The 20,839-nt window shown below is 60.0% G+C and carries 17 protein-coding genes and 1 tRNA gene; 6 read left to right on the top strand and 12 right to left on the bottom strand.

Annotated features, from left to right (window positions below; genetic code table 11):
- Nucleotides 1-369: 369 nt before the first annotated feature.
- The 3 genes from AC07TV_RS13090 to guaB form a co-directional block, all read right to left on the bottom strand.
- Entirely contained in the window at nucleotides 370-1,698 is a 1,329-nt protein-coding gene (locus AC07TV_RS13090; protein ID WP_494648801.1) for a tyrosine-type recombinase/integrase, read from the bottom strand.
- A gap of 222 nt (nucleotides 1,699-1,920) precedes the next feature.
- Complete coding sequence (guaA, locus tag AC07TV_RS13095; RefSeq protein WP_494648802.1) at nucleotides 1,921-3,555, bottom strand: glutamine-hydrolyzing GMP synthase; 1,635 nt, start codon at nucleotides 3,553-3,555, stop codon at nucleotides 1,921-1,923.
- 60 nt (nucleotides 3,556-3,615) lie between these two features.
- Entirely contained in the window at nucleotides 3,616-5,079 is a 1,464-nt protein-coding gene (gene guaB / locus AC07TV_RS13100) for an IMP dehydrogenase (RefSeq protein WP_494648803.1), read from the bottom strand.
- 63 nt (nucleotides 5,080-5,142) lie between these two features.
- Between guaB and AC07TV_RS13105 the strand changes: the two genes are divergently transcribed.
- A complete protein-coding gene (locus tag AC07TV_RS13105) occupies nucleotides 5,143-5,643 on the top strand; it encodes a DUF4124 domain-containing protein (RefSeq protein ID WP_494648804.1) in 501 nt (166 codons plus the stop codon).
- A gap of 6 nt (nucleotides 5,644-5,649) precedes the next feature.
- On the opposite strand, the gene AC07TV_RS13110 is transcribed toward AC07TV_RS13105, so the two are convergent.
- Nucleotides 5,650-5,973, bottom strand: coding sequence for an RnfH family protein (locus tag AC07TV_RS13110; RefSeq protein WP_494648805.1), 324 nt, complete (start codon nucleotides 5,971-5,973; stop codon nucleotides 5,650-5,652).
- A complete protein-coding gene (locus AC07TV_RS13115) occupies nucleotides 5,966-6,409 on the bottom strand; it encodes a type II toxin-antitoxin system RatA family toxin (protein ID WP_494648806.1) in 444 nt (147 codons plus the stop codon). Before AC07TV_RS13115 ends, AC07TV_RS13110 begins: the two co-directional genes overlap by 8 nt.
- Before the next feature lie 58 nt (nucleotides 6,410-6,467).
- Between AC07TV_RS13115 and smpB the strand changes: the two genes are divergently transcribed.
- Complete coding sequence (smpB, locus tag AC07TV_RS13120; RefSeq protein ID WP_226405405.1) at nucleotides 6,468-6,917, top strand: SsrA-binding protein SmpB; 450 nt, start codon at nucleotides 6,468-6,470, stop codon at nucleotides 6,915-6,917.
- 106 nt (nucleotides 6,918-7,023) lie between these two features.
- Nucleotides 7,024-7,671: a response regulator gene (locus AC07TV_RS13125; protein ID WP_494648807.1), complete on the top strand. Its 648-nt coding sequence runs from the start codon at nucleotides 7,024-7,026 to the stop codon at nucleotides 7,669-7,671.
- A 12-nt stretch (nucleotides 7,672-7,683) separates the two neighbouring features.
- On the opposite strand, the gene AC07TV_RS13130 is transcribed toward AC07TV_RS13125, so the two are convergent.
- Both AC07TV_RS13130 and AC07TV_RS13135 read right to left on the bottom strand, forming a co-directional pair.
- Nucleotides 7,684-8,091 (bottom strand): Hpt domain-containing protein, encoded by a 408-nt coding sequence (locus AC07TV_RS13130; protein ID WP_494648808.1) that lies wholly within the window; start codon nucleotides 8,089-8,091, stop codon nucleotides 7,684-7,686.
- Nucleotides 8,092-8,233: 142 nt separating this feature from the next.
- Nucleotides 8,234-8,310, bottom strand: a tRNA-Asp gene (locus tag AC07TV_RS13135).
- Between the two features lie 118 nt (nucleotides 8,311-8,428).
- Between AC07TV_RS13135 and menD the strand changes: the two genes are divergently transcribed.
- Genes menD through mutS form a run of 3 tightly spaced genes read left to right on the top strand, consistent with a single transcriptional unit; the run spans nucleotide 8,429 to nucleotide 13,546 of the window.
- A complete protein-coding gene (gene menD / locus AC07TV_RS13140; protein WP_494648809.1) occupies nucleotides 8,429-10,042 on the top strand; it encodes a 2-succinyl-5-enolpyruvyl-6-hydroxy-3-cyclohexene-1-carboxylic-acid synthase in 1,614 nt (537 codons plus the stop codon).
- Nucleotides 10,043-10,066: 24 nt separating this feature from the next.
- Entirely contained in the window at nucleotides 10,067-10,918 is an 852-nt protein-coding gene (queF, locus tag AC07TV_RS13145; protein ID WP_494648810.1) for an NADPH-dependent 7-cyano-7-deazaguanine reductase QueF, read from the top strand.
- Nucleotides 10,919-10,951: 33 nt separating this feature from the next.
- Nucleotides 10,952-13,546: a DNA mismatch repair protein MutS gene (mutS, locus tag AC07TV_RS13150; protein ID WP_494648811.1), complete on the top strand. Its 2,595-nt coding sequence runs from the start codon at nucleotides 10,952-10,954 to the stop codon at nucleotides 13,544-13,546.
- An 87-nt stretch (nucleotides 13,547-13,633) separates the two neighbouring features.
- On the opposite strand, the gene AC07TV_RS13155 is transcribed toward mutS, so the two are convergent.
- From AC07TV_RS13155 to AC07TV_RS13175, 5 genes are all read right to left on the bottom strand, one after another.
- Complete coding sequence (locus tag AC07TV_RS13155) at nucleotides 13,634-15,412, bottom strand: glycoside hydrolase family 15 protein (RefSeq protein ID WP_494648812.1); 1,779 nt, start codon at nucleotides 15,410-15,412, stop codon at nucleotides 13,634-13,636.
- On the bottom strand, nucleotides 15,405-16,160 hold the full coding sequence (otsB, locus tag AC07TV_RS13160) for a trehalose-phosphatase (protein ID WP_494648813.1): 756 nt from the start codon (nucleotides 16,158-16,160) through the stop codon (nucleotides 15,405-15,407). The genes AC07TV_RS13155 and otsB overlap by 8 nt, the downstream gene beginning before the upstream one ends.
- On the bottom strand, nucleotides 16,157-18,388 hold the full coding sequence (locus AC07TV_RS13165) for an alpha,alpha-trehalose-phosphate synthase (UDP-forming) (protein ID WP_494648814.1): 2,232 nt from the start codon (nucleotides 18,386-18,388) through the stop codon (nucleotides 16,157-16,159). The genes otsB and AC07TV_RS13165 overlap by 4 nt, the downstream gene beginning before the upstream one ends.
- 112 nt (nucleotides 18,389-18,500) lie before the next feature.
- Nucleotides 18,501-19,550 carry a glucokinase gene (locus AC07TV_RS13170; RefSeq protein WP_494648815.1) on the bottom strand — a complete coding sequence of 350 codons (1,050 nt, stop codon included), beginning with the start codon at nucleotides 19,548-19,550 and terminating at the stop codon, nucleotides 18,501-18,503.
- A complete protein-coding gene (locus tag AC07TV_RS13175; RefSeq protein ID WP_494648816.1) occupies nucleotides 19,547-20,641 on the bottom strand; it encodes a mechanosensitive ion channel family protein in 1,095 nt (364 codons plus the stop codon). The genes AC07TV_RS13170 and AC07TV_RS13175 overlap by 4 nt, the downstream gene beginning before the upstream one ends.
- Nucleotides 20,642-20,839: the final 198 nt, after the last annotated feature.

Below are 20,839 nucleotides of genomic sequence, written 5' to 3' on the forward strand. Positions count from 1 at the left end.
TCGTCGTTCACTGATGGGGTGGACTCCAAACACCCGCCCGCTGGGCGAGTTCATCCTGACTCAGTCGTGCTTCGCGGCGAGCACTCTTGAGCATCTCGGCAACATCGGAAAGTGTTGTAACTGTAGCCCACAGGCGTCAAAATAGAATTAAATTGCCATTACTGTAGCCGTTGGGACACATAAACTCAAGTGAGTAATCCGATAAATCAGGAGCCCTCGCTTTTCCCAGCTCACAACACCGCCGTGCGCTTGCGCCACATTCGCGATCGAAGCAGCGGCTAACGTTCTGCTCCATCGACAGTCACTTCTGCCACCTATGGGGCGGTCACCCCCGCCCAAGCAGGAATGTCCGCCCAGCGATGCGTTTGCTCACACTGGCTGAACTGAATCCGCTTGGTGTTCCAACCCCAAACGCATCTCTGAAGAAAAGCTCAGATTGATGGGCCGAACAGGACTGGGCCCGTCCACGATCCATGAGTCGACCATATCGGCCCAAGCTTGAAGCATCACTCTTCGCTGCTCACCGTACTCGGCCTTGTTGTAGACAGCGCGCACTCCCCGTTGCTCGTGAGCCAGGCACTTCTCGATCCAGTCAGTGTTGTATCCAGCCTCATGCAACAATGTGCTGGCAGTTCGGCGAAGGTCATGCACTGTAAATGGTTCGAACTCCTCGCCGCGACCGATGATCACCTCTGTGCCTGCGACGACCAGACGGTTCAGAGTCCCATTGCTCATCGGAAAATCCGACTCGTAGCGCCCGGGATGAAGGTATGGGCTGGCGCCATAGCAGGTCTTGAAGGCAACCAGAATGTCCACGGCCTGCTGGCTGAGGTACACATTGTGCGGCCGACCAGCTTTCATCCGCTCCTTGGGAATCGTCCACACACCTGTTTCGAAATTGACCTCATCCCACTTAGCTTGGGTGAACTCACTCTTTCTCACCATCGTCAACAACATGAACTTGACTGCGAGGCGTAGCGTGGCTGCCGATGAAACATCCTCAAGCGCATTGAAGAACTTGTGGATTTCTTCCGGGAAAAGCGCCCGGTCCCTGACCTTGAAGGTTGCAATGGCGCTTGGGCGAATCGCTTCTGCGGGATTCTCAATCTTCAATCCTCTCGCCTGGATAAAGCGGAAAATCTGAAGCACGATATCCCGCGACTGAACCGCCGGTGCAGGCGCGCCACGCTCCTTGATTTTCTCGCACCTCGCCAGCAAACGCGGCGGCGTAATTTCTTCCAGCTTTAGACGACCGAATTCCGTGGCCAGGTTGCGATCGTAGATGGCCTTCCGCATCGCACGCGTCGACTCTGCCAGCTTGGCTTCGGCAAAGTACTTTTCAGCCCAACTCCCGAAGGTCATTCCCTCATTGGCTTCGATCCGTTTTTCCACCTTCGCGCGGGACGGGCTATCGCCCTGTTCGATGGCTCGTCGTGCATTTGCCAGAAGCTGACGCGCCTCGGCAAGCGACAACGACATGCCGTACTCCAGTTTCGACACATCACGCGGATTCTTGGCCGCGAGCCCCGGATCATACTGGCCGATCACCAGGGTTTCGCGACGACCGTTCAATCGATAGTCGTAGCGAAAGCTGATGTTCCCCGTACGCAGAACCGTTACGTACAGTCCTTGCTGGTCGGCGACCTTGTAAACCTTGTCAGCTGCCTTCAGCGTCCTTAACTGCTTGTCAGTAAGCATCTTTTTCCTCCAAACTCGTACCGTCAGTTGGTACCGTAAGACCATTTGACGGTATCAACTGCGGCAGTTGAAGGACCTGTTCACCGATACCGTCACCCATACCGTCAAAATCGGCGGGCTTGAGTGAGGTAGTGTGAAACTGTGTGAGACGCTAACCTGTTGTCAGGACAAGGCTATCCAGCAAAACTGGGACACCTTGGGATATCCTGAAACGAAGCTAATTCATTCCCACTCGATGGTCGCCGGCGGCTTGCCCGAGACGTCGTACACGACCCGGTTCAGACCACGGACTTCATTGATGATCCGGTTCGAGACGCGACCGAGCAGTTCGTAGGGCAGATGCGCCCAGTGGGCAGTCATGAAATCGCTGGTCACGACGGCGCGTAAGGCAACGACGTTTTCGTAGGTGCGCCCGTCGCCCATCACGCCAACGCTCTTGACCGGCAGGAAGACCGCGAAAGCTTGGCTGGTCAGGTCGTACCAGCTCTTGCCGATGTCGGCGGCAGTACAAGCACCGGCTGCAACATCACGCTCAGTAGCATGCGTCGCGCGCAATTCATCGATGAAAATGGCGTCGGCACGCTGCAGCAGATGAGCGGCTTTCAGCGTAACTTCACCAAGAATACGGACACCCAGCCCCGGCCCGGGGAACGGATGGCGATAGACCATCTCGCGCGGCAAACCAAGCGCCACGCCGAGTTCGCGGACCTCGTCCTTGAACAGCTCACGCAGCGGTTCGAGCAGCTTGAGATGCATGTCTTCCGGCAGGCCACCGACGTTGTGGTGACTCTTGATGGTATGGGCGCCCTTCTTGCCCTTGCCAGCCGATTCGATCACGTCCGGGTAGATGGTTCCCTGGGCCAGCCACTTGGCCGCGGGCAATTTTTTGGATTCAGCCTGGAAGACTTCGACGAACTCCTTGCCGATAATCTTGCGCTTCTGCTCCGGGTCGGAAACGCCGGCCAGCTTGCCCATGAAGTCGTCGACCGCATCGACCCGGATGACCTTGACGCCGAGGTTGCGGGCGAACATGTCCATGACCATGTCACCTTCGTTCAGGCGCAGCAGGCCGTGATCGACGAAGACGCAGGTCAGCTGGTCGCCGATCGCCTTGTGGATCAGCGCCGCGGCGACGCTGGAGTCGACGCCGCCGGACAGGCCGAGGATGACTTCTTCGTCGCCGACCTGGCGCTGGATGGCATCGACGGCTTCAGCGATGTAGTCGCCCATGACCCAGTCGGTGCCACAGCCGCAAATGCCATGCACGAAGCGCTCGAGAATGGCGCGGCCTTGTTGGGTGTGTGTCACTTCCGGGTGGAACTGGACGGCGTAGAACTTGCGACTCTCGTCGGCCATCGCGGCAATCGGGCAGGAGGCGGTCGAAGCCATCTTGACGAAGCCCTCCGGCAGCTCCATCACCGAATCGCCATGGCTCATCCAGACCTTGAGCATGCCGTGGCCTTCCGGGCTATAGAAGTCGGCGATGTCGTTGAGCAGTGCCGTGTGGCCGTGGGCGCGAACTTCAGAGTAGCCAAATTCGCGCGACTTGCCCGCTGCTTCCGCGGTCATCACCTTGCCGCCCAGTTGCTGGGCCATGGTCTGCATGCCGTAGCAAATGCCAAGCACCGGAACACCGAGCTCGAAAACGATTTCCGGCGCGCGTGGCGTGTCGCCTTCGGTTACCGAACTCGGCCCGCCGGACAGAATGATGCCCTTGGCGCCATAGTTACGGATGAATTCATCGGAAACGTCGTACGGATGAATTTCGCAGAACACCTTGGCTTCGCGGACGCGCCGGGCAATCAGCTGGGTGACCTGGGAACCGAAATCGAGAATGAGGATTTTCTGGTGAGCCATTTTCAAAACCTTGAATAAAAAGGGCGGCTCCCGGAGCCGCCCTCAGTAACACGGAAAAGATCAGTCGAGGTGGTAGTTCGGCGCTTCCTTGGTGATCTGCACGTCGTGGACGTGAGATTCGCGGATGCCGGCCGAGGTGATTTCGACGAAACAGGCATTGTCGTGCATGTGGGCGATGGTCGGGCTGCCGAGATAACCCATCGATGAACGCAGGCCACCCATCAACTGGTGGATCACGGCAAGCACGGAGCCCTTGTAGGGAACGCGGCCTTCGATACCTTCCGGCACGAACTTGTCGACATTGGATGTCGTTTCCTGGAAATAGCGATCAGACGAGCCTGCCTGCATGGCGCCCAGAGAGCCCATGCCGCGGTAAGACTTGTAGGAACGCCCCTGGAATAGTTCGACCTCACCAGGTGCCTCTTCCGTACCAGCAAACAGACCGCCGAGCATAACCGTATCGGCACCGGCGGCGATTGCCTTGGCAATGTCGCCGGAGTAGCGAATGCCACCGTCGGCGATCATCGGCACACCAGTCCCCTTGAGAGAGTCGGAAACGTTCTGGATGGCGGTGATTTGTGGCACGCCGACACCGGCAACGATTCGCGTCGTGCAAATCGAACCCGGGCCAATGCCGACCTTGACGCCATCAGCACCCATATCAACCAGCGCCCGCGCCGCATCGGCGGTAGCGATATTGCCGCCGATCACTTCAATCTGCGGATAGTTTTTCTTGACCCACTGGACACGATCAAGCACGCCTTGCGAGTGGCCATGGGCAGTATCAACGACGATCACGTCAACACCGGCTTCGGCCAACAATTCGACACGCTCTTCGGTACCAGCCCCGACGCCGACAGCCGCACCGGCACGCAGGCGCCCGGAGGAATCCTTATTGGCCAGCGGATGTTCGGTGGATTTCAGAATATCCTTGACGGTAATCAGGCCACGCATATGCCATTCATCATCAATGACCAGCACCCGCTCAAGACGGTGCTTGCGGATCAGTTCCTTGGCATCCTCGACGCTGGCACCTTCCCGGACGGTAACCAGGCGCTTGCGCGGCGTCATGATGGCCTTGACCGGCTGATCGAGATTGGTCTCGAAGCGCAGGTCGCGATTGGTGACAATGCCTACCACCTTGCCCGAACGATCAATCACCGGCAAACCGGAAATCTTGTACTGGCGGGTAATTTCGATCACATCACGGACAGTCATGGTCGGCGACACGGTGATCGGATCCTTGAGGATGCCCGACTCAAAACGCTTCACCTTGGCCACTTCAGCCGCCTGGGCCTTGGGTGACAAATTCTTGTGAATGATGCCGATCCCGCCTTCCTGTGCCATCGCAATGGCGAGGCGGCCTTCCGTCACGGTATCCATGGCGGCGGAAAGCAAGGGCAGGTTCAGGGTGATGTTGCGGGTCAGCCGGGTGGCCAGGCTAACGTCGCGGGGGAGAATCTGGGAGTGTGCGGGGACGAGTAGAACGTCGTCGAAAGTCAGGGCTTTTTGCAGCAGTCGCATGGCCTTTAGCCTTTAATCCAAGGTCACAAAATCGTATTATACAGAAAAGCCAAGGAAACCCAGATGACCTCGAGACCTACCTTCATTTTTTCCCTGTTTTTGCCGTTGACCGTGGCAACCATTTCCGCCCACGCAGAAACCTTTCAGTGGAAGGACAGCAATGGCCAGACTGTTGTTTCCGATGTCCCGCCACCAGCTACAGCCAAGGGACGTCGATCCATCGGCGGCATGAAACCGGCGGTTGTTTCGGAGGCCCTTCCTGAAAAAACAGGCGACGAGCCCAAAGTTGCCGACGCCCCAAAGACTACGGCGGAAAAGGATCTCGACTTCAAGAAACGGCAGCAGGAGGCGAGGGAGAAAGCCGACAAGCAAGCCAAGGAACAAGCGGCCGAAAAGGAAAAAAGCGAAAATTGCGAACGCGCCCGGCGGAACCTGGTGGCATTGGAGTCAAATCAGCCCCTCAGCACCTATGACGAAAAGGGCGAGCGCAAGTTGATGGATAGCTCGCAACGCGACCAGGAAATCGAACGCGCCCGCAGATTTGTGGCTGATTCCTGCAAATAAGCAGGATCAACCCTCGGCGTCGGAATCCCCGGCACCTTTTTTCATGACTTTGCCTTCCGCCGCCCGCTGCCTTCGAACCTCCTTGGGGTCGGCAATCAGCGGCCGGTAAATTTCGACGCGATCCAGGTTGCGCAACACAGAGTCAGGCTTGGAAAGCTTGTTCCAGATACCGAACTTGTTCTTCTTCAAGTCAATTTCCGGGTATTTCTCGAGCAACCCGGAAGCCTCCAGCGCCTGCTGCAGCGTTGCTCCGTCATTTAATCTGACGCGGACAAGCTCCTGCTTGTTTGACATGGCATAGCAAACTTCGACACTCAACATTTCAGCCATGGCTGACTCCAAAAACCTGCGTGGCACGGCGCACGAAGGCATCGACGAACGTATTGGCAATATGGCTGAACACCGGGCCAATCACTTTTTCGAACAATTTGCTGGAAAACTCATAGTGCAACTGGAATTCAATCTTGCAGGCATTCTCGGCCAGCGCCTTGAAATGCCATGAACCCTCCAGATGACGGAACGGACCGTCAACCAGGCGAATTTTCATCAGCCGGGGAAATTCCTTATCGTTTTCTGTCGTAAAACAGGACTTAACCGAATGGTAATTGATGTGCAACGTTGCAACTGTTTTAGCAGCATCGCGATACTTCACCTCGGTATGGCTGCACCAGGGCAGGAACGTGGGGTAATCCTCGCAACGGTCCACCAGTTCGAACATGCGTTCGGCGGATTGCTCGATCAAGACGGTCTTTTCAACGAGGGCCATGCAGCGGCAGTATTCCTGTTTCCTGTAGAATCGTGATTTTAAAGGAACAGCCGGTAGCATGAGCATTACGGTCAACAAAAAAGCCTTTCACGACTATTTTGTCGAAGAAAAGTACGAAGCCGGGATCGCCCTTGAAGGTTGGGAGGTCAAAGCCATTCGTGCCGGCCGAATGAACATCAAGGAATCCTACGTCATCATCAAGAGTGGCGAAATTTACTTGATCGGGATGCATATCAGCCCGCTGGCGACCGCCTCCACGCACAACCAGCATGACCCGATACGCACGCGAAAGCTGCTCTTGCACGCCAATGAAATCGGCAAGCTGATCGGCAAGGTTGAGCGGGCTGGTTACACTCTGGTACCCATCGACCTGCATTTCGTGCGCGGACGGATCAAGCTTGAAATCGGCCTGGCCAAGGGCAAGAAACAGCACGACAAACGTGCCGATGCACTGGATAAAGACTCGAAGCGGGAAGCCCAGCGCGCCATGAAAGAACGCCTTCACTAATACCATCCGGATTTAGCTGTATCATTTTTGTTCGCCGCATTGCCATACGCACAAATGACTATGTCGTTTAGTAACACTGGCTGCGGGACTTTCGCTTATCCTTGCGATGACCATGAAAACGATACGAATTGTTCTCGCAGATGACCAGTTATTGATACGCGCCGGAATCCGCGCGATTATCGAGACACTTCCCGGGTATTTGATTGAAGCCGAATGTGCCGATGGCCATGAAACCATAGCTGCCATACGCAGTTGCCAACCCGACGTTGTCCTGCTCGATATCGCCATGCCCGGACCATCGGGCATTGAGGTGGCGCGTACTATCCGCCAGTTTGATCAGGAAACAAGAATCCTTGTGCTGTCCAGCATTGACCGCCAGGAAATTGTCGAACAGGCGCTTGCTGCCGGCGTCAACGGCTATTTGCTCAAGGATTTCGTACTTGCCGAGCTGGTCCAGGCCTTAACCATGGTACTCAATGGGGGAAGCTTCCTGTCGCCAAAGCTCAGTGCAATGACCTTGCGCTCGGAAGCCGAAAGCGATTCCGGACAAAACTCTCGACTGACCACGCGGCAAACCGAGATTCTTCGCCATGTCGCATCGGGCAGAACCACCAAGGAAATTGCCCGCGAACTCGGAATCAGCCCAAAAACCGTCGAGTTTCACCGTAGTCGCCTGATGGAAAAAATAGGCGTCCACGATGTAACCGGTTTAACCCGCTTTGCGCTCCATACAGGCATCGTCAGCTGCCCCTGAACGGATAGCGACTCAGCCTTCCCTTTCAACCAGATAGCCAGCCAATTCTGCTGCCATACACTGTAAGCAAAGACTCAACGGGGCCGACATCGACGGCCAGTCAGCTACGGGGGCGAAATTGCCATTCGGGGCTTCGAGAAGGTATTGGCGAACCAGTTGTTCGATCTCGCGAGCCTGATCCAGGCACTGGTTCCCGGAAAACAGGACGCAACTGCTGCGAATATCGTGTAGCACATCTCTCAGTGCCTGCAGATCGCCCTGTTGTGCTGCATCGTCCAGTCGCCGACATAAGGCCGGGGCATTTTCAAGAAAAATGAGAACCAGTCGTTCTGCAGCCGCCTGGTTACGCCCCAGATTAACCAGCAAATACTCCAGATTGCAGAAGTCGCCACCCTTACGATTACTGCCGCTCTCAGACATTACCGAATACCTTGGCTTATTTGTATTATTCGGTCATAGCTTATGCCTGTGGGAAAAGACAGGGAACCCGGTGTTACCCTAGGGAAGACTACCTGCAAACAGAAAAGCCCGAAAAGCAGTAGCTTTCGGGCTTGACGGTAGTTGGCGGAGTGGACGGGACTCGAACCCGCGACCCCCGGCGTGACAGGCCGGTATTCTAACCAACTGAACTACCACTCCGCATCATGGCGCCCGGTTTTGGCGGGCTGCAACGAGCGGCGAATAATAGCACGGGGCTATGGTTCCGGGTGCCCGGCTACGACTACAATTTGACGTTTTCAGCCGTGCTACGGAAACGATGACCGATACCGGTACGCTCAACTTCTGCTGGTCCCAGGCCATGGTCGCCGGCTTTGTCGCGGCTGGCGTCTGCGATGCCGTCATCTCCCCCGGCTCGCGCTCGACGCCGCTGGCCCTGGCCATGTTGCGCCAGCCCCGGCTGCGCTGCCATGTTGCGGTCGACGAGCGAAGCGCAGCTTTTTTCGCGCTCGGCATTGCCAAGGCCAGCCGGAGGCCTGTGCTGGTACTAGCCACCTCGGGAACGGCGCCGGCCAACTGGCTACCGGCCGTGATCGAGGCTGGCCAGTCCGGCGTTCCACTGCTCCTGATCTCGGCTGATCGTCCGCCGGAGCTGCAGGGCTGTGGCGCCAATCAGACGATCGACCAAATCGGGCTTTTTGGCTCGCATGTCCGCGCCAGCCACGCCCTTGGCACTCCGCATGATGGATTTGCCCCCGCCTACCTGCACCGCCTCGCCGCTCGCGCCTACAAGCAGGCGACTTGGCCTCACCCCGGCCCTGTCCATATCAACCAGCCGTTCCGTGAGCCGCTGCTTCCTTTGACGGAGACTGCTGAGGCCAAAATTCCGGAAGCGATCCGCGTTGCCCACCCGGCGCTGCCGCCAGTTCAGGAGGACATTCGCGACTTCGCCAACCGCATCAGCGGACGTCCCGGCATCATTGTCTTCGGTGAAGCGCCGGCACGTCGTGAGGACAGAAAAGCCATCGCCGCCCTGGCCGAGCGGCTCAAAGCCCCGATCCTCGCCGAACCGTTGTCCGGACTGCGTTACGGGGATCATGATCGATCGCATCTGTGCGTTCGTTACAACCACTGGCTGGCGGATCGAACCTTTGTCGAAAAGCATCAGCCGGAATGGGTGTTGCGTTTCGGCGCCTTCCCGGTCACCCGAAACCTGCAAAACTACGTCAGCGGAATCCGGCAGACCCACGCAGTGGTCGAGCCATGGCCACGCTGGAGTGACCCCGCACATCGGTTGACCCATCTGTTCCGCGCCGAGCCGGCTGATGTCTGCACCGCACTGCTGGCGGAATCGCTCGTCGCCGCCCCCAGCGGCTGGCGACAGGACTTTGCCGAGCAGGAGGGCGCCGCAGCGAAAGGGGCTGATGCGTGCCACATTGCTGCCATGCTCGAAGAAATTCCGGATGCTACGCCGTTCTTCATCGGCAATTCGCTGGCCATTCGCCAACTGGACAGCCTGTCAGGCAGTGGCGAAAAAGCCATCCACTTTTACGGTAACCGCGGTGCCAGCGGTATCGATGGCAATATCTCGACAGCCATGGGGATTGCTGCGGTCCATGGCAATGTCGTTGCCCTGCTCGGCGACCTGACCACCCAGCATGACCTTGGCGGACTGGCGCTGGCCGAGGGTCGAAATGCCGTGATTGTTGTGATCAACAACGCCGGGGGCGGCATTTTCGATCATCTGCCCCAGCACCAACTACCTGAATTCGAGCGCGGCTGGCGTACCCCGCAACACATCAGCTTCGAACATGCGGCGCTGACTTTCGGCCTTGGCTTTGGCCGTACCGACTCGATTGATGCTTTCAAAAAGGCGCTGCGCGCGGCGCTCGCCGCCGGCGGCCCACATCTGATCGAACTGCAGATGCCCTGAGGCCTTGCGGTAAAATCAGCCCCCATGAATTCTCCGATCAACGCCACCGACCCGAGCAGCGCCTCGCCCCTGGGCAAGGCCACGGAATACCAGAGCCACTACGCACCCGAGTTGCTCTACCCCATTCCGCGCCAGCTCAAGCGCAGCGAACTCGGCATTGCCGATGGCGCCCTGCCCTTTGTCGGCGAGGATTTGTGGAATGCCTATGAACTGTCGTGGCTCAACCCGAAGGGCAAACCGGTCGTTGCCGTCGGCACCTTCCGCGTGCCGGCCGACAGCCCGAACCTGATCGAATCGAAGTCCTTCAAGCTCTACCTGAACTCCTTCAACCAGAGCACTTTCGCCGATGCTGAAACCGTCGCGCAGACGCTGGAGCGCGACCTCTCGGCCGCCGCCGGCAAGCCGATCGGCGTCGCGCTCGAACCGCTTGCCGACCGCCCGCAAGGCATAATCGGCATCCCGGAAGGCACCTGCCTCGACAACCTCGATATTGCCTGCGACCGCTACCAGCCTGCCCCTGAACTGCTCACCACGCAATCCGGTAACATCGTCGAAGAAACGCTGTTTTCCCACCTGCTCAAATCGAACTGTCTGGTCACCGGCCAGCCGGACTGGGCGATGGTTGTCATCCGCTACCGCGGCCAGCCGATAGACCGCGCCGGGCTGCTGCGCTACATCGTTTCATTCCGCAATCACAACGAATTCCACGAACAGTGCGTCGAGCGGATATTCACTGACATCCAGAAGCATTGCGCGCCCGAAGCGCTGGCCGTGCATGCCCGCTACACCCGTCGCGGCGGCCTGGACATCAATCCATTCCGTAGCACCGGCCAATCCTACGGTGGACCGGAAAATATCCGCGAAATCCGACAGTAGCCCCGTCCTCGCTCGCATAGAACAATAAATCCCATGGTTAAAGACGCCGCGCCCGACCTCTCGAAACACACGCCGATGATGCGCCAATATCTGGCGCTCAAGGCCAGCCACCCGAACACCTTGCTGTTCTACCGGATGGGCGATTTCTACGAACTTTTTCATGAGGATGCGGAAAAAGCGGCGCGCCTGCTCGACATCACGCTGACCACGCGCGGCCAGTCGGCTGGCGTGCCGATCAAGATGTGCGGCATCCCCTTCCATTCTCTCGAACCCTACCTCGCCCGCCTGGTAAAGCTCGGCGAATCCGCGGTGATTTGCGAACAGATTGGCGATCCGGCGACCAGCAAGGGGCCGGTCGAACGCGCCGTGGCGCGCATCGTAACCCCCGGCACGCTGACCGATGCGGCGCTGATCGACGACAAGCAGGACATCTGGCTGCTGGCAGTGACCACGCTGCGCAACACCGCCGGTCTGGCCCGGCTCAATCTGGCCAGCGGCGAATTCGTGCTGCTCGAAGTCCCTGCCGAGCAGATTCCGGCAGCACTGGAACGCATCCGCCCAGCCGAAATCCTTTACCCGGAAAGCTGGACGCCCAATTTCGGCCTCGACGTCGCCCGCACCCGGCAGCCGGACTGGTATTTTGAATTCGACTCGGCCCGCCGCCTGCTCTGCGATCAGTTCGAAGTCGCTTCGCTCGCCGGTTTCGGCGCCGAAGGGCTGAAACCCGCCATCGCCGCGGCCGGCGCCCTGCTCCAGTACGCGCAGGCGACGCAGGCCGGGAAATTAACCCATTTGCGCGGCTTGACCGTGGAAATCGAAGGCGCCTACCTCGGCCTCGATCTGGCCACGCGGCGCAACCTGGAGTTGACCGAAACCCTGCGCGGCCAGCCGTCGCCGACGTTGTTTTCCTTGCTCGACAACTGCGTGACCAGCATGGGTTCACGCCTGCTCCGTCACACGCTGCACCACCCGCTGCGCGAGCGCGATCTGCCCGCTGCTCGCCATGGCGCCGTCGAGTTCCTGCTCGACGACTATGGCCGCATCGCCGGCGAAATCCGTCGTGGCCTGCGCGGCATCGCCGACATTGAACGCATCGCCGGGCGGATCGCCCTGCGCAACGCCCGGCCGCGCGATCTGGCCAGCCTGCGCGAATCGCTGGCCCGCCTCAATGGCCTGCGCGCCCCGCTGGCCGGCGCTGTCTCGCCGCTGGTTGGGCAGCTGTTTGGCGATCTCGACACACCATTCGCCACGCTGGATCTGCTCATCCGCTCCATCGGTGCCGAGCCGGCCGCGCAGATTCGCGACGGCGGCGTCATCGCCCCGGGTTTCGATACCGATCTCGACGAATACCGCTCGCTCAACGACAACTGCGGCGCCTATCTCGTCGATATGGAAGCCCGCGAACGCGAGCGCACCGGCATCAGCAGCCTCAAGGTCGAGTACAACAAGGTGCATGGCTTCTACATCGAAGTCACGCACGCCAATACCGAGAAAATCCCGGAAGACTACCGCCGCCGGCAAACGCTGAAGAACGCCGAGCGCTACATCACGCCGGAACTCAAGGCTTTCGAGGACAAGGCGCTGTCGGCCCAGGAACGTGCGCTAGCCCGCGAGAAGCTGCTCTACGAGGCCATTCTCGACGAACTGCAACCGGTCATTCCGACCCTGCAAATCATCGCCCGCGCCGTCGCCCACCTGGACCTGCTGGCCGGCTTTGCCGAAACCGCGCTCAAGCGCAACTGGTGCAAGCCCGAATTTGCCGCAGAAATCGGGTTGACCGTGGAAGGCGGCCGCCATCCGGTGGTCGAGGGCGAACTGGCCAACAATGCCGAAACTTTCATCGCCAACGACTGCCTGCTCGCCGAAAACCGCCGTCTGCTGCTCATCACCGGCCCGAACATGGGCGGTAAATCAACCTACATGCGGCAGGTCGCGCTGATCGCCCTGCTCGCCCACATCGGCTGCTACACGCCGGCCGACCGCTGCGTGCTCGGCCCGCTCGACCGCATCTTCACCCGCATCGGCGCCTCTGACGATCTGGCTTCCGGCCGGTCGACCTTCATGGTGGAAATGACCGAAGCCGCCGCCATCCTGCACCACGCCACGGCCAACAGCCTCGTCCTGATGGACGAAATCGGCCGCGGCACCTCGACCTTCGACGGCATGGCCCTGGCCTTTGCCATCCTGCGCCACCTGATCGACAAGAACCGCTGCCTGACGCTGTTCGCCACCCACTACTTCGAGATGACCCGGCTATCGCACGAATACACCGAACTGGCCAACGTCCATCTCGGCGCCGTCGAGCACAACGACCGCATCGTCTTCATGCACGCGGTTGAAGAAGGCCCGGCCAACCAGAGCTACGGGATTCAGGTCGCCGCACTGGCCGGCATCCCGACCGCCGTCGTCCGCGCCGCCCGCAAGCAGCTCCGGGAATTCGAACAACGCGCCACGGTCGATCCGCTGCAACCTGACCTTTTCGCCCAGGATTTTTCGCCGGAAGCGCCCGAGCCAGCCGAACCAGAACCGCATCCGGCCCTCGACCACCTCGCCGCCATCGACCCGGACGCATTGACGCCGCGCGAAGCGCTCGATGCCCTCTATGCCCTGAAGGGTTTGCTGCGCTGAGCGGCTAGCCGACGATTCCCACGGTCGACCGGAAATTTTGGCCAAAAATAAAATGCTCTGCGGAGACAGCTTGCTTTCCCGGCATGCCTAAAACGCCTGATCCCAGCGTACGGACAGCCGGATCGCCGCATTGATCAGCCCGACCATGCTGTAAGTTTGCACAAAGTTGCCCCACTGCTCGCCGGTCCGCAGATCGATGTGTTCGGCCAACAAGCCATGTTTGTTCCGACAGGCCAGGAGTTTCTCGAACAATACCCGCGCCTCATCGCGCCTGCCCAGCGTCGCCAGGGCGTTGACGTACCAGAAGGCGCACACCAGGAAGGCGTTTTCCGGTTCCCCGAAATCGTCCTTTTCGACATAGCGAAAAATGAAATCGCCACGTCGCAAGTCCTTTTCGACGGCCGCCACCGTTGTCGCAAAACGCGCGTCGGCCGGGTCGAGAAAGCCGACCTCGGCGAGCAGCAACAGACTGGCATCCATGGCCTCGCCCTCGAAGGTCGAGACGAAGCTCGAACGCGCCTTGTTCCAGGCACGCAGGCTGATCGTTTCGTGGATCAAGTTGGCCTGATCGCGCCAGTAGGTAACACGCTCGGCCAGTTCGAGCTTGGTGGCGATGAGCGCCAGGCGATCACAGGCGGCCCAGCACATCACCGCTGAAAACGTATGGACGCGGGCACTGCCGCGCAACTCCCAGAGTCCGGCGTCGGGCTGGTCGTAGCACTGTCTGGCCTGGTCCCCAAGAAACTCGAGGCGCCGGAAGAGCGCTTCGTCGCCCCGGCGGGTCAGGCGCTGGTCGAAGAAAATGTGCGTGGCGGCGAGGATGGCCGAGCCGTAGACGTCGTGCTGGACCTGACGATATGCGAGATTGCCGATGCGCACCGGGCCCATGCCGCGATAACCTGACAAGGACGGAACCTCACGCTCGCCCAGTTCGCTCCGCCCATCGATGCCAAATACCGGCTGCAATGGCCCGCCGGCGGCATGGGCAGCGATATTGACGATGTAGGCGAGATAGCGTTCCATGGTTCGCGTCGCACCAAGACGGTTGAGCGCATTGACGACAAAATAGCCGTCGCGCAACCAACAATAACGGTAATCCCAATTTCGCCCGCTGTCGGCCGACTCGGGAATGGAAGTCGTCAAGGCGGCAACGATGGCGCCGGTATCGTCATAAGCATTGAGCTTGAGCGTGATGGCTGAGCGGATCACCACGTCCTGCCATTCAAAAGGAATGCCCAGTGAACGCACCCATTCGTACCAGTATTGCGCCGTCTCGTGCAGGAAGCGGCGACCGATCTCGGCTGCGCCTTCGTGCACCGTTTCATCGGCACCGAGCAACAGAGTGATGCTGTCCTCCAGAAAAAACGCAGTTTCCTGCATGACGGCAGTCAGCGAGGCATCGGTGGTCAGGCGCAGGGTCAGGGTCGGCGCGACATAGCGGATGTGGTTGCTGCCCCAGGTCAACTCCGGCTTGCTCGCCCCGTCGGCATGGGTCGGGCGCAGCCGCACGGTCAGGCGCGGACTGCCGCTCAGGCGGACGACCCGGCGGACCAGCATCATCGGTCGGAACATCCGGCCAAACTGGCCGAAGCGCGGCGCGAAATCGGTAATTTCGACGGCACCGCCATGCTCGTCGTAGAGGCGCGTCAACAGGATGGCCGTATTTTCCTGATAGTGCTGTTCGGAACGCTGGTAATCGGCCAGTTCGATGGCAAAGAAGCCATCTTCCTCGTACTCCTTGAGCAACGCACAGAAAACCGGGTCGCCATCGAATCGGGGAAAGCAGCCCCAGACGAGTTTTGCCTGTTCGTCGATCAGGGCGCCGATGGTGCAGTTGCCGATCAGGGCCAGGTCCAGGCTACTCATGACAGCCTTTCAGGGCTTCGCCCAGCCAGTTGCGGACGGCAGCGACATCGGCCAGACGATAGCGGGCGCAACTCTTGCCCGGACCGACCTTGATCGAAATGCCATCGAGACGATTGACCTCGGCAAAGCCATGTTCGTCATTGAGATCGTCGCCAATGAAGACCGGTCGCCGTTGGCAAAAAGGCGGTTCGTTGAGGTATTCGCTGACCGCCGAGCCCTTGTCGATGCCGGCCGGTTTGATCTCGACGACCCTTTTGCCGCATTGCACTTCGAGCCCGTCGCCGGCCGTTGCCGCGAGTTGGCGCATCAGGCGATGAACATAGGCGGCCAGCGTCGGGGCCAGTCGGTAGTGCAAGGCCAGCGTCAGCCCCTTGTCTTCGAGCAACAGACCCGGGTGGCGCTCCTGGAGCGGCAACAGCGCTGCCTTGATGGCGGACTTGGCATCCGGTGGTGCGGCGTGTATCCACAAGCGTCCGGCCACATCCCGTCGCTCAAGGCCGTGCAGCCCGGCCATTGGCAGGCGCGACATGCCGAGCAGTCCTTCAAGGTCGGAGATGGTCCGCCCGCTGACCAGGGCCAGCGCCCCGCCGCTGGCCCGATGCAACTGGGCGATCAAGTCGAGCAATTGCTTGTCGACAAGAACAGCGTCCGGCGTCTCGGCGATATCGATGAGCGTCCCATCGACGTCAAGGAAAAAAGCCCAACCTGCTTCCGGCATCGGCGGATTGCGTTTGCGTGACTTCGTCATGGACGTCCACTCTCCGATTTGTTGGCCAGACGACTGCGGCGACGCATGGCTGCTGCATCGAGCAGCATGCGCCCGGCCCAGCGGAAAACATTGAATTCGGCAACCAGGCCGCGCATCAGGCGCATGCGGTCACGCTGCTCGGCGAGCGGCATGCTCAGCGCAAGATGCAGGGCGGCGGCGCACTGGTCGGCATCATAAGGATTGACGATCAGGGCCTCCGACAGTTCCCGGGCGGCACCGGTGAATTCCGAGAGAATCAGCACGCCGTGCTCATCGTCACGGGCAGCGACGAATTCCTTGGCCACCAGGTTCATGCCGTCGTGCAGACTGCTGACAAAACACAGGTCGGCGGCGCGGAAATATTCGTACACCTGGATAGGTTCGTGGTGTTCGACCTTGAGCAGGATGGGCAATACTCCCTTATGCTCGAATCTGCTGTTGATGCGCATCGCGGTGGCGCGCACCTCTGCCTCGTGGTGCTGATACTCGTCGATCCCGGAGCGGGTTGGCGCGGCGATCTGGATAAAGGTAAAGCGCCCGATCCAGTCCGGATTCAGTTCCAGCAGACGTTCAATGGCGCGAAAACGCTCGACGATACCCTTGGTGTAGTCGAGGCGATCAACACCGATGCCGAACTTGTGCTCGGCCGGCAGGGCGTTCAGGCGGCGAATGTACGTCCGGCAATCCGCCACGCCCTTCGCCAGCATTTCCGGCTCTGGCGGCCAGGCAATGGAAATCGGGTAGCGGCATACGGCGGTCAGCTTGCCGCCCAGCGTAACGGTAAAGGCTTCCCGGTCTACCCGCGCTTCAAGAAAACGATCGACCGTATCGACAAAGTTATTGCAGTGCGACTGGGTATGAAAGCCGACGATACTGCTGCCGAGCAGCCCGGTCACCACTTCGTCGCGCCATGGACAGATGGCGAAAGACTCGGGATTTGGCCAGGGAATGTGCCAGAAGGTGATGATGGTAGCGTCCGGAAATTTCTCGCGGATCATTCGTGGCAAGAGGGCCAGGTGGTAGTCCTGGACAAGGACGATGGGCGCGTTGGTTTTCGCTTCGGCGACCACGGCTTCGGCAAACTTACGGTTTACTCTCTCGTATTGCGCCCAGTCGGCTGAGCGAAAGGTTGGCCGGACATGGGCAATGTGGCAAAGCGGCCAGAGTCCTTCGTTGGCAAAGCCGTAGTAATAGCCGGCTTCTTCTTCCTCACTCAACCAGATACGACGGATCTGGTAAGCCGGGTTGTCCGGCGGCACGGTAACCCGGTCATTCTTGTCGACCACCTCGCGATCGGCGGAGCCGCTGCCATGGGCAATCCAGGTTCCCGAACAGGCACGCATGATCGGCTCGAGCGCCGTCACCACGCCGCTGGCCGGGCGCTGTACTTCGATTTGATCGCCACGCCGCTGGTGGATGTAGGGTTCCCGATTTGAAACGACAAGCACATCCTCGCCGCGCAATTCGCCATGCAGAATGGCGCGCAAGGCATCCGCCGTCCAGGTGATCTGACTCTCGTCGCGAGCCCGGGTCTCGGCTTCCAGTTCGCGGATCAGGAGCTGCAGGTCGCGGGCAATCGGCTTGAATTCCGGGCGTTCCGGGCCAGCCGCAACCGACGGCTCGCGCAGCAGCCCCTCGCCGCGTAGCAGCGAACGCATCCCGGTCATCCAGCCCCGCCAGGCCATTTGGGCAATGACCACCGTGACCAGGGAAATCAGCGCAGCCAATCCCATGAAGAAATAGAAAACGTAGCGCTTGGTTTCCTCGCTGCGGCGAGTTACGAAGCTCATGTCGTGCACCAGAACCAGACGACCGTCCGGCGCCAACTCGCTGGCCACCGGTTTTACAGCCACATGCAGAGGGCCACGCGGGCTCGGTAACAAGTGTTCGCCTGGCCCTTCAAGGCGATCGAGGTCGGCGCAATCGATTTCAGTCGGCAGTGAACGGCTGGCCAGCGGCTTTCCTTGCTTAGACGTGCAGTAGCCGATGGCAAACAGGCGCTCATCCTGGGTAATGTGATTGAAAAACTCACTGACTTTGGCTTTTTTGCCTGCCGCGAGCTGCTCCTGCAGGGGAACCTCGATGGCGTTGGCGATCAGCGAGGAACGAATTTCGAGATCGCGAATAAACCAGCTAAGAGTCAATTTGTCGACTAGCGGTGCGACAGCATAGGCAATTCCGGCCAGAACCAGAATCAGAGGCAAGACGAAGCGGAGAGATAAACGCATCGGGTCACTCTCGCCATCTGCCGGCAACGCCAATACCGTAACCAGCGCTGGTGACCTGGTAGTTCCAGAATGTCGTGCTCATTTATTGCTCCTTTGGTTGCTCAATACAAAATCAATTTCCGGTCGCCCGCTGTCGCCTCCCTGCGTCAAGATGAGCGCTGGTTTCGGATTCCGGGAAATGTTCGGCGTAGGCACGCGCGGCCCCAAGCAGCGCCGCATTCGGGCTACGCAGGATGGACAGCGGCAGACTTTCCAGCCAGCCTGAGAAGCGCCCCTTTTGGGCAAAGCGCTGGCGTAGGTGGGCGAGAGACATAAGCGAGGCTATACGCAGCGCGATGCCTCCGCCGATCACAACGCCGCCGCTCGCCCTGAACATCAGCGCCAGATCGCCACCAAAACTGCCAAGCAGGCCGCCGAAACAAGCGATACTGTGTGCTGCCGCCGGGCAATTCCCTGCCTGAGCGGCGGCTGCTATTTGTGCGGCGGAACGACTCGGGCCCGGTACGCCAAGTTGCTGCCGACTGACTTCATCGATGAGTTCCAGACCAGGGCCGGACAGGATGCGCTCCCATGAAACCCGGGCAAAGCGGGTTTGGGCGAATTCAAGCACGCGCTGCTCGAATTCGTCGGCTGGGGCAAAGCCGATATGACCGCCCTCGCTGACGATGGGTTGGGGGCGACCGTCGTGATAGACCAGCGCCGCTACCCCGAGTCCGGTTCCCGGTCCGAAAACGACACGTGGCGCCTGGTCGGATACCTCCTGTGCATCGCTAGCGACGCGCCCGGAGACGGCAGGAACAGCCAGTACGTCGGCCGGCTCCAGTACCGTCAGCGACCAGGCAAGGGCAGCGAAATCGTTGATCAGGAGCAGGCCATCAAGGCCAAGGGCCAGGGCCAGTTGTTCCTCATCGACCTCCCAACTGGCGTTGGTCATCCGGGCATGGCCGGCGCTCAAGGGGGCGGCAATGGCGAGCACTGCCCCCGAGACGGGCTGTGCGAAGTCATGCAAGGCCAGGGTACAGAGCGCCGCCAGGTCGCTGGCGCTCTGCCGTTGCAACGTGAGCACTTCGCCGATCGGGCGACCCGCTTGCGTCAGGCAGAAGCGCCCGAAGGTGCCGCCGATGTCGGCCGCCAGGAGGGTTGCCGGCGCCAGCTTGGTCATCGAGCAGCCTCCGGCCGGAGGTCGGATGCTGCCGGGATGTTGTCGACCGAAGCCCGTAACTGCGGCAGATAGCCGGTAAATTTCTGCTGGATGAAGTACACCAGCCCCTCGCGAACCCGACAGCGCAAATCCCAGGCTTTGCCGGCATCGCCGGCGCTGACCAGAATGCGAAGTTGCATCGCCCGTTCGCCGGACTCGGTCACCTGCAGGCCGCAGACACGGCCATCCCACTCCGGGGCGGCGTGGCAGATGCGTTCAAGCTCCCGGCGCAGCGGTTCAAGGGGCATGGCGTAGTCAACCCAGAGAAAGACCGACCCGGTGATTTGCGATGCGGCTCGCGTCCAGTTCTCGAATGGATTCTGGATGAACCATTCGAGTGGCACGATCAGGCGGCGGTCGTCCCAGATGCGCACCACGACGTAGCTACCAGTGATTTCCTCGACCCGTCCCCACTCACCTTTGACGATTAGCACATCGTCGATCCGTATCGGCTGGGTCAAGGCGATCTGCAGGCCGGCAATCAGGTTGCCCAATACCGGCCGGGCAGCAATACCGGCAACCAGTCCGGCGACGCCGGCCGAGGCAAGCAGACTGGCCCCGATCTGACGAACGCCGGGAAAGGTCATGAGGATCGAAGCGATGCCGATCAGACCAACCAGCGTCATGACGACGCGCGAAAAGACCCGGCTCTGCGTATGCACGCTGCGCGCTCGCAGATTGTCGGCGACATCGGCTGGGTGCATGCTGATGACGGCCTCGGCCACCGCTTTGACCAGACGGAGGCAGAGGAAGGTCAGGTTGGCGATCAGCACGATATTGAGCAGATGGCGCAGCGGATTGATCAGGAAAAGTGAATCCGGGGCGCCGCCGACCACGACATGGACAAAGAGCAGCGGCAGGAGCAGTTGCATGGGATGCCGGGCGTAGGTAACGAGGCTACTGATCACCACGAAACCACTCGCCAGGCGGCAGGCCAGACGGTGCAATAGCGAATGGAGGAGCAGTCCGAGCAGCGTCGCCAGCGCGCACGCCCCCCCCAGCTCCAACCATGGACTTGCGCTTGTTACGGGAAATTCCAGCCAGTTCAGCACCGGTTTGGTTTCCTCCAGGAATAGTTCTAGGCGGAATGTAACCTGCCAATCAAACACAGGTTCCGCTTTTCGGACTGCTGCCACGATTGCCGGTTCCGTTGGAAAGGCAAGGAAAACAATGGCAGCCCAAGAGTGGTTTTAGTCCAATCGACTCGCATAATTGAACACAGAGCGGTTCATCCTACAGTAAGAACGGCT

Source organism: Azonexus sp. GW821-FHT04F04 (genome assembly GCF_059420025.1).